Raw genomic sequence first — 14,372 nt, 5'->3', positions numbered from 1 at the left:
TAGTTTTTTCAATCGAAACGGTAATTTCTGAAATATAAAAAAAAGCCCGCAACATTTGTTGCAGACTTCCTCACGTGTTGCAAACACCACATCACGTGTTGCAGATTTTTTTCACCTCGATACGCAGGGCCTTTAATTTCCGGTACAGCGTACTTCTGTCAATGCCAAGGCATTTAGCCGTTTCCTTCTGGTTATATCCATTTTCGGCAAGCACCCGCAGAATCCGGGCCTTTTCCGAAATATCCTCAAGCACGGTTTCGGTGCGGGGGATGATAACTTCTTCCGGTATATCCAGCATGCTGCGCATCAGTTCACCGGAGATAACATTCTCCTTGGCCACAACTACGATGCGTTCCATAACATTGCGAAGCTGCCGGATATTGCCCGGCCAATCATAAACACGAATATATTCCTTAGCTTCCGGGCTCAAAGTTACCGACCGGAAGAATCTGCGGTTATAGGTAGTAATGAAATATTCGGCAATACTGACGGCATCGCCGGCACGCTCTTTTAAGACCGGCAGCTCCAAGGGCAATACATTGATCCGGTAATACAGATCTTCTCTGAACTGGCCGTCTTTCACCAATTGCGCCAGATTCTTATTGGTAGCCGCAATAATCCTGACATCAACCGGCAGATATTTATCATCCCCCAGCCGCATTACCCGCCGCTCCTGAATCACGCGCAGCAGGCTTGTCTGCGCTAATTTCCCCATCTCGCCAATTTCATCTAAAAAAAGGGTGCCTCCATGGGCCAGTTCAAAAAATCCGGCTTTGCCCTTCCTGTTGGCTCCGGTAAACGCGCCCTCCACATGGCCAAATAATTCACTTTCCAATATGCTGGAGGGAATGGCCCCGCAATTTACCGCAACAAAAGGCCGCTGCCGCCGGCTGCTGGCATTATGAATACTTTGCGCAAACATTTCCTTGCCTGTTCCTGACGCGCCCATAATTAATACAGTGGCGTCTGTAGCAGCGTACTCCTCGGCAATTCGTTTTACTTCCGTCATCTTGGCCGATGACCCCAGAATGTCGCTCAGACGGTATTGAGCGGTGAGTCCTTTGCTATAAATTTCTTTGCGGATCGTAGCTTCCATTGCCACAATTTGTCCTACATCTTCAATCGTAATCATGACACCGGTGACATGGGCGTCAATCGTGATCGGGATAATGTTGGCCACCAGCTTGCGTCCGTTGAACTCAATAAGCTCGCCAAGCCCGGCCTGGCCGCTCTGCAAAGTCCTGTCCACAGGCAAAGACGGACATATTGCCTCGATATTCCTGCCGACGGCAGCGACTGCCTTACACCCCAACAGCCGCTCGGCGGCATTATTAAATACCTCAACACTTTTTTCACAATCAATGCCAATGATCCCCTGAACGGAATAATCAATCAAAACCCGGAATTTTTGCAGCCGCTCTTTTTCAAGCTTCCGGGCATAGGACACGCTATTGGCCTGAAGAAAGGCTGTCCGGAAGGAATCTTTGCCGGAAACCAGCAGAACGGTTTTAGACCCCAGGCTGGCCGCCAGTCTGTTGATCTCGATTCCGCCAATGATAACATCTGTTTGCACGCTAAGCGCGCGGTGAACCTCTTTGGCAAAATCCAGGGCCGAGCACACAGGATAAATCGTTAAATCAATATCTGTTACTTTACTAAAGACCTCAATACTGTAAATCATATTACTAAAAGCCAATACCCCGATTTTGGGGTTGCTTTTCCCGGTAATAACCTGTGCGGCAAGCAAGGCTTCCGCTAAATCCTGAATAGTGATGGGTATTTCGATAAGCGGTATCTTTATCTCCGAATCAAGGATGAGCTTGGCCGTACCGCCCCGGGTAACAATAACGTCAAAGCCAGCGGCCTCTGCCTGTCTGGCTATCTCAACTCCCTCTTGCAAGCCCCCCAGAAAAGACTCAACCTTCTCCCCCATTCCTAATTCTGCAATTACTTCCCGGCCTACCACCAGCATCTCGGGCGAGGGTGCTATGAAGGCAATTTTCCCCATTTACATCACCTGGCTTATCTACTTTTCTACATTATAACATAATGTGTATGGACTAAGCTAACTATGCAGACAGCGCAATACAGGCCCATATGCCCTCCGCTAAAACCCGCTGACGCCGGTCCTGACAACTGCTGACATTATTGAGGCGCCAAACTTATGCATTCCAGACAAAAATAAACAGGCCGCCGACCCGAAGGCAGACGGCTTGTATTTTGGGGCTATGGCACAAACCGGTAATCTAAGCGGGCGATACTCATAGATTCGTTGTGCATAATAATGACAGGATAAAGCAAACTCAGCTCCAGTTGGATATAACCCAGCTGAACGTCAGCCGCCCTCATCCAGGGACTTAGCTGTCTTTAACTCCTGCTTGAATTGCAAGTGCGGAGCAGTTTAGTCACAGGATAATGTTAGCAGGTTGAATTGCAATCATTATTGAACGAGCAGAATAAGAGAATGATTATAATGATGATTATAATCCAGCTATTACTGCCATTGCCGCAGCCACCGCCAAAACCGAATCCCATAAGTATAAACCTCCTTTTTGTGTGATAGGGGAGATATTACATGCTATGAACCAGGGGGGAGTTTTGTTACTGGGCCGGCAAAAAATTAGCAAGCCGGATGGGAAAAGATAAATAGGAAAAGACTATCCATGCCAACAAAAATTTGATAAAATATAGGTACAAGCATTATATCTAGGGAGGGATTGAAATGAGAGCATCTTTTCTCAGTTCTGTTGAAAAATCACTAGATACTTTGCACTTCTTCTATCGCGCCGCTCCATTCATTCTAGGAATTTGTTTTGCGATTGCAGCATTGGTTTTTTATATATTAGCCCTTTCCATTCTTGGAAAGTGAGTCAAAATGAACCTGCCTACCGGGTGGGTTCTTTTTTTTGCGTATACGCCAAAATATAAACAGCCCCCGCTTCCGGCCACTGGCCGAGAGCTGGAGCTGTTGCAAAGGATGTACTGCAATTATTTTCTGGCAAAAGTCACCGTTTCCGGTTCTGCCTGCAAAAACAGTTGTGATTGGGCCGGCTGGGTTTGGGCGACTACCCGGCCCTGCCGCAGCGAGTAACGCACAGGAACCTGACGGCGGATGGCATCATAGCCGTCGGTGGCCGGCAAGATAATCAGATTGGCCGGTTTCCCGGCCTCAATGCCGTAGTTGTCAAGAATATGCAGGGTTCTGGCACTATTATGGGTTATCAGTTGCAAGGCGGCAGCAATTTGGTCATACCCCATCAACTGGCATACATGCAGCCCCATATGCAGCACCTGCAGCATATTGCCGGTCCCGAGCGGATACCAGGGATCGACAATGTCATCATGGCCAAAACAAACATTCAGGCCGGCTTCAAGCAGTTCTTTCACCCGGGTAATACCGCGGCGTTTAGGATAGGTGTCAAACCGCCCCTGCAAATGGATATTGACTAACGGGTTGGCGACAAAATTAATATCAGCCAGTTTCAGCAGGCGGAACAACTTGTAGGCATAAGCATTGTTATAGGAATGCATGGCCGTTGTATGGCTGGCCGTCACTCGTTCGCCCATGCCTCTCTCGTACGCCTCGGTTGCTACAACTTCGATAAAGCGAGATTGCTCATCGTCAATTTCATCACAGTGAATATCAACCAGGCGGTTATACTTTTCCGCCAGGTCAAAGGCTTGTTTGACCGATTGTACACCATATTCCCGGGTAAATTCGAAGTGTGGAATGGCACCGACAACATCGGCGCCCATAACCAGCGACTCTTCCAGCAATTCAAAGCCCCGCGGAAAGGAGCAGATACCCTCCTGAGGGAAAGCTACAATCTGCAAATCCATCCAGGGCGCCATTTCGGCTTTTACTTCCAGCATGGCCTGCAAAGCAACCAGTTGCGGGTCAGTTACGTCAACATGGGTTCTTACATGCTGGATACCCTGGGCCAGCTGCCATTTTAACGCCTCCGTCGCCCGGGCCTTGATGTCGGCACGCGACAGCAGCTGCTTTCTTTCCGACCAGCAGGCTATGCCTTCAAACAGTGTGCCACTGGCATTCCATCTTGGTTCGCCGGCGGTTAACACCGCGTCAAGATGCACATGCGGTTCAACGAACGGCGGCAGCACAAGCCCCCCCTCAGCATCGATCATGTCTTCCCGGTTTTCGGCAAGACCGTCTGCTTGTGCGGTAATACTCACGATCTGACCGGCCTTAATAGCAATTTCCCACAAACCTGCTTTTCCGCATAAACGCGCATTCCGGATATACATTGGCTTACCCTGCCTTTCGCGGCTGCATTGCAGACTCTTTCGCTGTCCCCCGTAAAGCTGACAGCGTTACATATACGACCCCGGAGCCAAGAATGGCGTTAACCGGCGGAATTCCCGGCGCGAAGTGGGCTAATGCTACACCGCCGGCCCAGGCGGCAAGCGCATGCCATCTTACGGCTTCAAACTGCATGTCGGCAATGGGCGGATAACATCTGCGCTGTACCAGGAAGTAGTCGGCAATAATGATGCCGCCGATGGGGGGCAGTGTTGACCCCAGGAAGGTCAGAAAACCGATAAAATTAGTATATAACCAAAAAGCAAGCAGTGTCCCGATGAAGCCGTTGAACAGGACAAGCTTCTGTTTCGGTATGCCGGTAATATTCGAAAACCCGAGACCGGAAGCATATAAGGCATTGTCATTGGTTGTCCAGATATTCAGGCCAAGAATAATAATTGCCGGAACAATCAGCCCTTGCAGAAACATGACCTCAGAGATATCAGCCTGACCGGTAGCAGCAGCCCCCATCGCACCAAACAAAAACATCAGCGAATTACCAAGAAAGAAAGCGATGACCGTTGTGGACACACCGATGGTCTTGGTTTTGGCAAACCGGGTAAAATCAGGCGACAGCGTGCCGCCGCTGATGAAAGAACCGATACAGATTGTCAGCGCCGTAGCAAAGGATAGCTTTTCGGCCGGCTCCAGGAGCATTAACGCTTGCAAGCCACCGATGGATTCCACGGCATTACCCACAGAATAAGCTCCCAGCAGGGCAATGGAGGGCACAGCAATCACACTCAGGATAGTTAAGGCCTTAATTCCCCAGTAGGCGGTTGTCGACATGAGCAGTCCGCCGATGACAATCAATAGATACAGGTTCAGACCGGTAACCTTTTGCACCGGCAGGGCAAACATAACTACCCCAACGCCAAACCAGCCGACTTGCGTCACTGACAGCATCAGTGATGCGAGCTGCGAGCCCTTCTCGCCAAATGCGTATCTTGCCAGCAGATGGGTCGACAACCCGGTACTGGCCGCAATATAACTCAAGGCCCCGGTATAAATACCTAAAAGAATATTGCCGCCCAGGACTGCAAAAATAAATTCCCAGGCAGTCAAGCCGGCACCCAGTGTGCCACCGGCCCACATGCTGGCACTAAAAAAGGTAAAACCAACCATCAGCACAAACATGGACCAAAACCCGCGTCTTTCCGTTTGCGGCACCTCGGATAATGAAAAATCGCGATCAACAAGCTGAACATTTTCTTTCATATTTTTCCTCCTCAGGTCAGGCACCCTGTAGACACGGAAAGGCTCTCTGCCATTGCTGACAGAGAGCCTTCCACGATAGCTAATACATTGCGTAGCTAATCGCAATCCGCTCACCTTATCAGCCTCTCTGGACTGCCTTTAAAGGTGCCTTTTATTTTGTCTTATTATGTCACTAAAAAGGGATGCTGTCAAGGTGTGGACCGACCGTTTAAAAGACAATCAGACGGCAGCCACAGTAGTGGAATTTTTGCTTGACATGACGAGTTTTAGGATATAATATAAAGACATCACATACGTGTATATGCACATTAATACAGCTAACTACAGAAAAGGTGATCAACATGATGCAATCTGATGCCGGTTATTTCCCGAAGCGGTCCAGCCCCTGTCTGTGTCTCAATATCCGCCGTGCCTCCCGGGCAGTGAGCGCGTTTTATGAAAAGATGCTGGAACCCAGCGGACTTAAAATTGCCCAATATTCCCTGCTGCGGCACCTCGAACAAACCGAGCCGGTTACCATTACCAGGCTGGCGCACATCATGCGGATTGACCGGACTACCTTGAACCGGAATATGAAGCCGCTGCTGAGTGCCGGACTTATTGCCGTTCGTGCGGGCGAAGATCCCCGGTCCCGGCAGGTTGAGCTTACTGCGGCCGGCAAGTCGGCGCTGGGCAGTGCTTTGGCGCTATGGGACCAGGCCCAGGCATCCTTGCAGGAATATCTGGGTGAAACAGAGACAGCGCAATTTAACCGTCTGGTTGCCAAGCTGGAAGCGCTGGTGCCCTAATTTTTTTCTTATAACAAGTGTATATACACATAAATAAAGTTACAAGGAGTGTTCAGATTGGAAGAACAAATTCGCAATTATATTTTGGATCTGGGTGTGGATGACGTTGGCTTTGCCTGCGCTCAGGACTATCACAGCCCCAAGTCCTACGAAATCACCAAACTCCTGCCTGAGGCCAAGTCCATCATTGTGCTGGCGTTCAAACCGCTTTCAAGCTGTGAAAGTCCCAGTATGAGCGCGGCTCAGAACGGCTATCTGGACTTAGGCTCATTTGCGCGGTCTGCCAGTTACCGGATTTCCCGCTTCCTGGAGCGTAACTACAAGGCCAAAATTGCTACCATGCCTATTGCTTATCCGTTTGAAATTCATAACGACCGTAAGGCCCTCGCCGATTTTTCCCAGCGGCATGCAGCCGTGGCCGCCGGCTTGGGGTCGTTTGGCCGCCATAATCTGGTGATTCATCCCCAGTTTGGCACCCGGGTTATTTTCACCAGTATTATTACCAACCTCACTTTGCAGCCTTCACCCAAATGTGAAGATTTTTGCACCCAATGCAATCTTTGTGTTGAAAATTGCCCTGCCCGCGCCTTAGACGAGGCGGGAAAAACCGATATCAGGAAATGTTTGGGGCATTCCCAGCCCTACGGCCTGATGGCGGATATTACATTTCAGTTACAACAACTAGGGCGCTCGCCGGAGGAACAAAAGCAGATGCTTATGGATGAACAATATGCCCGGTTGCGGCAGGCGGCGCATTTAGGCAACCAGTATATGTGCTTCAACTGTCTCAAGAGCTGTCCAATAGGATTAGCTTAGAACGTAATATAAACAGGGAGCCAGCCAATGATGAAAATATGTTTCCTGGCCTGCGAAATTTATCAGCCTGAATTAGAGCAGGTTTTAGCGCAAATTAAGCAGGAAAAGTTGTTCTCATGCAAACTGGAGCTAACCTATCTGCCGGCAAAATTGCATGTGGATTTAAAAAAATTAAAAACGGCTGTCCTTCAGGCGCTGGATGCAGTAGTTGCTGACCGCATCATCCTGCTCTATGGTTCCAAATGTCACCCCGGGTTTGATGAATTTTTGCAAAATTATCCGGTAATCCGGTTCGAGCCGGCTAACTGTGTTGAGTTGATCCTGGGCGAACATATCCAGGATTCCCGGACCTTTTGCCTGACTTCCGGCTGGATGCTCAAATGGCGGGAAATTTTCGACCCCGGCTGGGGTGTGGATGAGGTTGCCATGCGCCAGAGTTTTGCCTGTTATGACAGGATATTGTTTACAGATACCGGCGTAGGCGAAATTACCGATGAACAACTGCTGGATTTTTTTGAACATACCCGGATTCCCATTGAAGTGGAGCAAGGAGGATTGGCCGCTTTTAAAGCTGCTATTACAACAGCCATCCGGCAAGCCATATCGGCCGGGAAACAAGGGCAGGTATGACGAGTCCGCAAAAAAGGATAAGCAGTCCTGGTTCGAACCGCCATCGACCTAAGACTGCTTACCCTTTTTTATAAACATTCCATAATTAGGTAAATTTTGCATTGTAATACATCACTAATTACATAGACAGAATCAATCAATCTGATACCTTCCTCACTGGCTGAAGTGGTTAGTGATGATCCAGTTTGGGTTATTAATGTCTTTTTTGACATTTTTTTTGCATAAATCAAGCAGAATTTTTTGCATATTCTGCATAGTGCTGTTATACTTGGAGAAACAATTTTTTTAAGGGGGCTAATATGGAAAAAGACAATGTAATAAAAATGAATCTCAAAAATGGTGAAAAATTTACTAAAGTGTTACTTCCGTTTGTGTTAGCAGGAGTTATTCTCTTGCTCCTGGCTTTCAACTCGATTGTTATTGTACAAGCCGGTACCCGTGGAATCGTACTTCAGCTGGGGGCAGTGCAACCTTTGGTCTTGAATGAAGGACTCCATTTTAAAATTCCGTTCGTCCAACAAGTCATCCCCGTTGATGTGCGGGTTGGCAAAGCCCAGTCAGATCAAACTGCCGCTTCCAGGGACCTGCAAATTGTGACCACTACGATTGCAGTAAACTTTCACCTGGTACCTGACGAGGTCAATACGCTTTACCAGAATGTCGGGTTAGCCTATGAAGACCGCATTGTGGCCCCGGCTATAGGCGAAGCCGTTAAAGCCGTTACTGCTCAGTACACGGCGGAAGAACTGATATCCAAACGGTCAGAGGTTAGTGCCAAAGTCAAAGAAACCCTGGCCGCCAAACTGTCAACCTACCATATGGCACTTGATGAAATCAATATTACTGAATTCAAATTCAGCACAGAATACAATAATGCCATTGAACAAAAACAAATTGCTGAACAAAATGCCTTAAAAGCCAAGCTTGACCTCCAGCGTATCGCCGTTGAAGCCCAGCAAAAAGTTGAGCGGGCCAAAGCGGAAGCTGAATCCCTGCGCCTGCAAAAGCAAGAGGTCACGCAGGAATTGATTGACTTAAGACGCATTGAAGCGCAAATGAGGGCCATTGAAAAATGGGATGGCAAAATGCCTTCGGTAACAGGGGGAGCCACCCCGTTCATTGATATCAATCAAGTGAAATAACCCCTGATTATACTTGCACCTCCCGGAAGCAAACTACAAATAATTGTGAGTCAAGGAACTATTCCTTGACTCACGTTTTTTTTAGGAGCGGTTATTCTCATGTGAACTGGAGCCAGCCTATCTGCCGGCAGAAGTGAAGCGTAGCGTCCGGTACTGCATCACAGTTTGAATTTTTCTTCAAAAAGATGCTCATCATAGGGTGCCTTTCGCCCCGGACAGTTTTCCCGCGGGCATAGCTGGCAGTTTTCCCAGGAGCCCTGCTTGGGAAAATGAATACCGGAAACACTTTTTATGGGCACCATGAGACAGCTTTCGGTAAGCTTAACCCCAATCAGAGCTTCTACATCCCCGATTAAGTTAAAGAGAGGTCTCTGTTCGGTAATGGGCCAGTCAGCCAATGAACCCGGATTCATATTGGCAGTACTCTCCAGACCCCAATGTTCATCAAGCTGCTCAAAGAAAGTCTGGCGTGTATTTTTCAGTATCATCTCGGTGATCGTGTCAGCATAGTAGTTTTCAAGCATATCCGGCTGATTTTTAGCCCAGGCGGCGAGCTCTTCCCCGCAGGTTATTACATAAGGGAATACCCGGTAAGTATCGGCAAGATTCACGCTCAGCACCCGGCTGGTAAATGTTATGCCGTCGATAGTAACAGAACTCTCACTTTTTGCTTCTACAAAAGCAACTTTATATACAGCTTTGACGGTTGCAATTTTCCGGGCTGCAAGAGCTAATTCCTGAATCCCCGCAAAATGCGGGCTTTCGGGCTTCACACGCAGAACCTTACATAGCTGCTCCATATCGATAGTAATGGAATCACCTTCATATACAAGCTTGGTAATCATAATATCACTACCCTTCCGCGAGTCAGAGACCAGGTCCTGACTCGTCCGTATTTTTAAGGTGCCTAACGTAATGAGCAGGGAACCCTCAACTCACCCTATAATAGTTAAGTTTACTATAGCTCAATTACCTATGATATTCAATATGTGCCAGATATTTTTGCCTTTTTTTAACAGGTTTATTGTGTTGTATCCTGTTCTTCCTTTTTATTGCCGTCCATGGGCAATCCACGTTCAGTTATTAATAGAACTTCTTTTGCAATGTCCACAATTTTAGTAATAGTTTCCGCTGTATCTTCTTCTATAATTTCATGGTTACAAGTTCTTTGCCTGCTATCCTGAATGTTTTGTAATTGTGACACTCATTCCACCACCTGATATCTTGTTTGACTTGCCACTTCTTTTACCGCTGCTGCAATTTGCCGGCTGCCTTCATGCCTTTGGAATAGTTCGGGAAACTGAATTAACCATGTTTAGTCTGAAATTCCTGATGATCTCATACAGCTCTTTATTCTCCGCTCTCAGGTCTTTTCTAACCAGTGTTGTAAGATGCTCTTCCTTGCCAAACACCCTTTAGGGTCTTCTAAGAATTTCAAGTCATATACCAAAAATTTATAATGAGGCTGCCAGCCGGTCATAATCACCCATTCGTTATTCTTAATCGCTTGTTCCACCGCCTGCAGCATGGTTTCCTCGTCGCTATAGTCGATGGTGTAATAATTACCGGCTATTAAATCCTCCGCAATCTGATGAGCAACATTATCCTTATTGTCTATTGCCATAGAAACCTTGTCAAAAATAAAGATGAAAAGTACAACAATTACTTGCATAGCCAGAAATGACCAAACGCTAATTTTTTCGTAGAAGTTTAACGAGAAATAGCACAGTATATTAATCCCTACACATACGATAGCGTTTAATAAAGGCCTGATTACCATACTACCACTCCCCGGCAATTTTAGCTGCGCAAGTCAAGGGACTGTTCCCTGACTCTAGACTCACCATTTTGGACGACCAAGTACTATTATCGTAATTCTCGTTTCCAGCAGGGTTTTGTCACCTAAGCTTCTATTTGAGTCGCCATAGACCTCTTCCACTTCCATTACAATCTCAATATCGGCTGCGCCTGACTGTTCAGCCATTGCTTTGGCCTGCAATTGTCCCTGTTCGATTCCCAACTGCTTAGCCGCCGGATAGTCGGAAACCGTTTTTCTTTCCCAGGGCAAATGTACGACTGCTCCATATCCCGGCAGGGCTTTAACAAGTATCTTCAGCTTCTCGACCACCTGTCCGGCTACCGCACCAATAGCATTGGCAACATCCGCATTCTCAGGTGTAATCAATTCGCAATTCAACTGCTTGGCGATTTGCGGCAAATAGGCATGAGCCGGTGCGCCGATGGCGATGATGGGATAAGTAACGTGAGCGCTTAAGCCCAAAGTTTCTCCGCCTGCATAGAGCGCCTGTTGGAATAAGTATTTAATGTCTTTATTCTTATGCAGCAAAATCGAACTGCCTTCATAGTTGAGCAAGCTTTGAATAACCGCAAAATAGAGATTCTCCATAATGGCAGCCCATGCCCTTGTTAAGAATTGCTCAGTATCCACGCCCAATTCTTTAGCCATAATGGCAACACCCAGTTTCGCGGCACTGGTATCCCAGGAAGTATATTGCCCCATGACATGCAGCAAATCGGTTGGTGTCAAGGAGGTTTTAGCCACAACACCATTGCCTGTCAGGCGCCTCAGGTTGGCTAACAGTTGAAATTCTTCCAGCCCATCCTCCTGCAGCCGCATTGCCAAATAGGTAAAGGTATGCGGGCCGTCTGCCAGCAATGTTATGATGCTTGCCTCCGCCGCCGTGCATTTTGCATATTTGTCTTTTACCAGAATGAAAGCATCTGTAGGCTGAAAATCCATCCAGCAGCTTTTCGTTTGCGCCTGCTCTTGTATTTCTGCCTGCAGATACGGGTATTGCCTAACTACCAGGGACAACGGCCACACTTTTTGGGGACCAACCATCAGTTCTTTATTATTCAGATAAATATAGCTGTCACCGCCTAGGCCATATGTATAGATTTCGGCGGCTTCAACCCGTGTCAGCCAGTTGCCAATCATGGCTCCTTCCGGACTGATGCGCGGCTTATGATTTTTTAATATCGCAATATCAGTAGTTGTTCCACCCATATCCAGGACAATAGCTTCCGGACAGCCGGCAAGCGTAGTGCTGCCAATAACACTGGCAGCCGGTCCGGAAAGAATGGTGTCAATAGGCTTTTTCCTGGCGGTTTCCTCGTTCATCAGGGTGCCATTGCCTTTTACCAGCATTAAGGGTGCCGTAATACCCATGCTGCTTATGACCGCTTTTACAGAAGTGATTAGCTCCGCGATAACCGGAATGAGTTTTGCGTTTAATACCGCCGTTACTGTCCGTTCATGGAACCCCAGTGCTGTTGTCAATTGATGGCCGCATACCACCGGAATTCCCAGCTTACTGCTGACAAGCTCGCGGGCGATCGCTTCATGCTCGGGATTGCGGACACTGAAATAACCGGAAATTGCCACCGCGTCCACTTTGCCGTTAAACCTGTCCAGAGCTAAATGAATGCCATTAGTATCAAGCTCAGCTAATGGATTGCCCCGCACATCATGTCCGCCGGTAACAACCTCAACATAGGGAGTCGGTATTGCAGCTATCGGCTGATGACCGATTAACAGAAGGCCAGCCTCACACCCCCGCCCTTCAACAATGGCGTTGGTCGCCAGGGTCGTTGACAATGCCACCCCTTGAATTCTGGTCAAATCATCAAACTGCAATGCCTGCAGACAGTTAGTTATTCCTTCCACCAAATTGCCAGGTGTGGTTAGTGCTTTGGCTTTGGTAACTATTTTTTGTTCGGAATCATCCCATATTACTCCGTCAGTATAGGTGCCACCAGTGTCTATGCCAAGTCTAAACGCCATTTGCCGCATCTCCCTTCCGCAATCACGCTTGTAATCCCGAACCGGACGTATCCATTGTTCTATAAGAACTTCTTCTATTGATGAGGATTCCTACTGAGATTTCTTGTCAGATTGATTTTTTATCAAATCCTCATTCATTGCCTTAACAAATGGATATAACATAACCAACATGATAATCATTATGGGAAAGCCAAAAGCAACAGAAACAGATTTTACGGCATTAACTCCTCCGGTTACTACAATAATTGCCCCAACAGCTCCTTCGATAACTCCCCAAAGCACTTTTGAAGCCTTGGAGGGATTCAAATCTCCGCCGGAGGTCATTTGCCCCAATACAGAGGTTGCCGAATCAGCAGAAGTAAGAAAGAAAGTTAAAATCAGCCCTATACAAATTGTGCTGGTTATTGCCGGTATAGGCAGATGACTCAAAGCCACAAACAATGCACTGGTAACATCTTTAGCCACGGCTGCCGCTATTCCCCCGGCTCCGTTTAAGTCGATATCCATACCTAATCCTCCGGTAATTGCAAACCAAACAAAGCTAAGCAAAGAAGGAGCAAATAAAACCGCCAGGACAAATTCCCTAATGGTGCGGCCCTTGGATATTTTGGCAATAAATCCGCCTACAAATGGCGCCCAGCCGATCCACCATGTCCAGTAAAATATGGTCCAGCTGCCAACCCAGTTATATCCCACTTTTTTGGCAACAGTTCCGGTGGCATCCAGGTAGAGACTCATCCATACAATATTATGAAAATATTGTCCCAGCGTTTCAAAAAACATGTTAATAATATATCTTGTAGGACCAAAAACCAGCATAAACGCCATCATCGAAAAGAAAAGCACCATATTAGATTTGCTCAAAAATTTCATGCCTTTTTCAATGCCAACAGCCGAGGAAACACAAAACATCGCAGTAAGAACTGCGATAATCCCCAAGGTTACTGCCGTATTATTAGGCAGACCATAAACAAAGTTCAAACCGCTGTTAATCTGCATGCTGCCCATTCCCAAAATATTGGCAAGACCGAACAGAGTAGTTACTACAACAAAAGAATCAATGCCTCTGCCAATAGGACCCTTGATACCTTTTTCACCCAAAATAGGATACAGGCAGGAACTGACCAAACCCGGCAATCCTTTCCGGTATTGGAAATAGCCTAAAGACATTGCAACTACTGCGTACATGCACCATGGGTGCAGACCCCAGTGAAAAAAGGAATAACGCATAGCTATAGCTGCTGCTTCCGGGCTATTAGCCTCCCCAAAAGGCGGGTTGCCAAAATACGTCATTGGTTCGGCAATCCCCCAGAAAACAAGCCCGATCCCCATACCGGCACTAAATAGCATGGCAATCCACACATAGGTACTGTATTCCGGTTCATCCTCATCTTTTCCAAGTTTGATATCTCCATATTTACTGAAGGCGAGAATAAGACAAAACGCCAAAAATATGGTTACCCCGCTGATAAAGAGCCAACCAAAATATTCTGTGAAAAACTTTAAAATCTTCCCCAGATCCTCAGTCATACCTTGCGGCGTGATAACAGCCCAGCCAACAAAAATACCGGAAATAATAATGGCTGTCCAAAACATCGCTCTATCAATCTTGCCAAAAATATTCGTCATGGGTTAGCCCTCTTTTCCTGATA

General features: G+C 47.3%; 14 protein-coding genes. 5 read left to right on the top strand and 9 right to left on the bottom strand.

Going from position 1 to position 14,372, the window contains the following annotated elements:
• Positions 1-91 precede the first annotated feature (91 nt).
• Positions 92-2,008, bottom strand: coding sequence for a sigma 54-interacting transcriptional regulator (locus GT1_RS13245; RefSeq protein ID WP_188399167.1), 1,917 nt, complete (start codon positions 2,006-2,008; stop codon positions 92-94).
• 218 nt (positions 2,009-2,226) lie between these two features.
• The gene (locus tag GT1_RS22545; protein WP_255430442.1) at positions 2,227-2,349 is read right to left on the bottom strand and encodes a hypothetical protein; all 123 of its coding nucleotides are present in this window, start codon (positions 2,347-2,349) and stop codon (positions 2,227-2,229) included.
• 373 nt (positions 2,350-2,722) lie between these two features.
• On the opposite strand from GT1_RS22545, the gene GT1_RS13240 reads away from it, so the two are divergent.
• Positions 2,723-2,869 (top strand): hypothetical protein, encoded by a 147-nt coding sequence (locus GT1_RS13240; RefSeq protein WP_158027106.1) that lies wholly within the window; start codon positions 2,723-2,725, stop codon positions 2,867-2,869.
• A gap of 119 nt (positions 2,870-2,988) precedes the next feature.
• Here GT1_RS13240 and GT1_RS13235 read toward each other — a convergent pair whose 3' ends face one another.
• Positions 2,989-4,266 carry a cytosine deaminase gene (locus tag GT1_RS13235; RefSeq protein ID WP_188399166.1) on the bottom strand — a complete coding sequence of 426 codons (1,278 nt, stop codon included), beginning with the start codon at positions 4,264-4,266 and terminating at the stop codon, positions 2,989-2,991.
• A gap of 4 nt (positions 4,267-4,270) precedes the next feature.
• Positions 4,271-5,539: a cytosine permease gene (codB, locus tag GT1_RS13230; RefSeq protein ID WP_188399165.1), complete on the bottom strand. Its 1,269-nt coding sequence runs from the start codon at positions 5,537-5,539 to the stop codon at positions 4,271-4,273.
• A gap of 341 nt (positions 5,540-5,880) precedes the next feature.
• Here codB and GT1_RS13225 point away from each other — a divergent pair, with 341 nt between their 5' ends.
• The 4 genes from GT1_RS13225 to GT1_RS13210 all read left to right on the top strand — a co-directional run bounded on the left by GT1_RS13225 (position 5,881) and on the right by GT1_RS13210 (position 8,915).
• Positions 5,881-6,327, top strand: a complete 447-nt coding sequence (locus GT1_RS13225; protein ID WP_109298186.1) for a MarR family winged helix-turn-helix transcriptional regulator — start codon at positions 5,881-5,883, stop codon at positions 6,325-6,327.
• A 57-nt stretch (positions 6,328-6,384) separates the two neighbouring features.
• Positions 6,385-7,143: a 4Fe-4S binding protein gene (locus tag GT1_RS13220; RefSeq protein WP_188399164.1), complete on the top strand. Its 759-nt coding sequence runs from the start codon at positions 6,385-6,387 to the stop codon at positions 7,141-7,143.
• Positions 7,144-7,170: 27 nt separating this feature from the next.
• Positions 7,171-7,773: a DUF1638 domain-containing protein gene (locus tag GT1_RS13215; RefSeq protein WP_188399163.1), complete on the top strand. Its 603-nt coding sequence runs from the start codon at positions 7,171-7,173 to the stop codon at positions 7,771-7,773.
• Positions 7,774-8,072: 299 nt separating this feature from the next.
• The gene (locus GT1_RS13210; protein ID WP_188399162.1) at positions 8,073-8,915 is read left to right on the top strand and encodes a prohibitin family protein; all 843 of its coding nucleotides are present in this window, start codon (positions 8,073-8,075) and stop codon (positions 8,913-8,915) included.
• Between the two features lie 158 nt (positions 8,916-9,073).
• Here the strand turns inward: GT1_RS13210 and GT1_RS13205 are convergent, their stop codons facing one another.
• From GT1_RS13205 to GT1_RS13185, 5 genes are all read right to left on the bottom strand, one after another.
• Positions 9,074-9,760 carry a vitamin B12 dependent-methionine synthase activation domain-containing protein gene (locus tag GT1_RS13205; protein WP_188399161.1) on the bottom strand — a complete coding sequence of 229 codons (687 nt, stop codon included), beginning with the start codon at positions 9,758-9,760 and terminating at the stop codon, positions 9,074-9,076.
• Between the two features lie 176 nt (positions 9,761-9,936).
• Positions 9,937-10,119 carry a hypothetical protein gene (locus GT1_RS13200; protein ID WP_188399160.1) on the bottom strand — a complete coding sequence of 61 codons (183 nt, stop codon included), beginning with the start codon at positions 10,117-10,119 and terminating at the stop codon, positions 9,937-9,939.
• 159 nt (positions 10,120-10,278) lie between these two features.
• Positions 10,279-10,695: a glycine betaine ABC transporter substrate-binding protein gene (locus GT1_RS13195; RefSeq protein ID WP_188399159.1), complete on the bottom strand. Its 417-nt coding sequence runs from the start codon at positions 10,693-10,695 to the stop codon at positions 10,279-10,281.
• Between the two features lie 60 nt (positions 10,696-10,755).
• Entirely contained in the window at positions 10,756-12,720 is a 1,965-nt protein-coding gene (locus GT1_RS13190; RefSeq protein WP_223226253.1) for a hydantoinase/oxoprolinase N-terminal domain-containing protein, read from the bottom strand.
• Between the two features lie 90 nt (positions 12,721-12,810).
• On the bottom strand, positions 12,811-14,349 hold the full coding sequence (locus tag GT1_RS13185) for a BCCT family transporter (RefSeq protein ID WP_188399157.1): 1,539 nt from the start codon (positions 14,347-14,349) through the stop codon (positions 12,811-12,813).
• Positions 14,350-14,372: the final 23 nt, after the last annotated feature.

Source organism: Sporomusa sp. GT1, assembly GCF_014634905.1.
GTDB lineage: Bacteria > Bacillota > Negativicutes > Sporomusales > Sporomusaceae > Sporomusa > Sporomusa sphaeroides.
Note: the sequence above shows the minus strand (reverse complement) of the source record. Positions and strands in the feature narration are given on the sequence as shown.

Bases quoted from the DNA above. Each gene is read 5' to 3' on its own strand.
- GT1_RS13245 (WP_188399167.1), bottom strand. From the start codon at position 2,008: ATGGGGAAAATTGCCTTCATAGCACCCTCGCCCGAGATGCTGGTGGTA.
- GT1_RS22545 (WP_255430442.1), bottom strand. From the start codon at position 2,349: ATGAGGGCGGCTGACGTTCAGCTGGGTTATATCCAACTGGAGCTGAGT.
- GT1_RS13240 (WP_158027106.1), top strand. From the start codon at position 2,723: ATGAGAGCATCTTTTCTCAGTTCTGTTGAAAAATCACTAGATACTTTG.
- GT1_RS13235 (WP_188399166.1), bottom strand. From the start codon at position 4,266: ATGTATATCCGGAATGCGCGTTTATGCGGAAAAGCAGGTTTGTGGGAA.
- codB (WP_188399165.1), bottom strand. From the start codon at position 5,539: ATGAAAGAAAATGTTCAGCTTGTTGATCGCGATTTTTCATTATCCGAG.
- GT1_RS13225 (WP_109298186.1), top strand. From the start codon at position 5,881: ATGATGCAATCTGATGCCGGTTATTTCCCGAAGCGGTCCAGCCCCTGT.
- GT1_RS13215 (WP_188399163.1), top strand. From the start codon at position 7,171: ATGATGAAAATATGTTTCCTGGCCTGCGAAATTTATCAGCCTGAATTA.
- GT1_RS13210 (WP_188399162.1), top strand. From the start codon at position 8,073: ATGGAAAAAGACAATGTAATAAAAATGAATCTCAAAAATGGTGAAAAA.
- GT1_RS13205 (WP_188399161.1), bottom strand. From the start codon at position 9,760: ATGATTACCAAGCTTGTATATGAAGGTGATTCCATTACTATCGATATG.
- GT1_RS13195 (WP_188399159.1), bottom strand. From the start codon at position 10,695: ATGGTAATCAGGCCTTTATTAAACGCTATCGTATGTGTAGGGATTAAT.
- GT1_RS13190 (WP_223226253.1), bottom strand. From the start codon at position 12,720: ATGGCGTTTAGACTTGGCATAGACACTGGTGGCACCTATACTGACGGA.
- GT1_RS13185 (WP_188399157.1), bottom strand. From the start codon at position 14,349: ATGACGAATATTTTTGGCAAGATTGATAGAGCGATGTTTTGGACAGCC.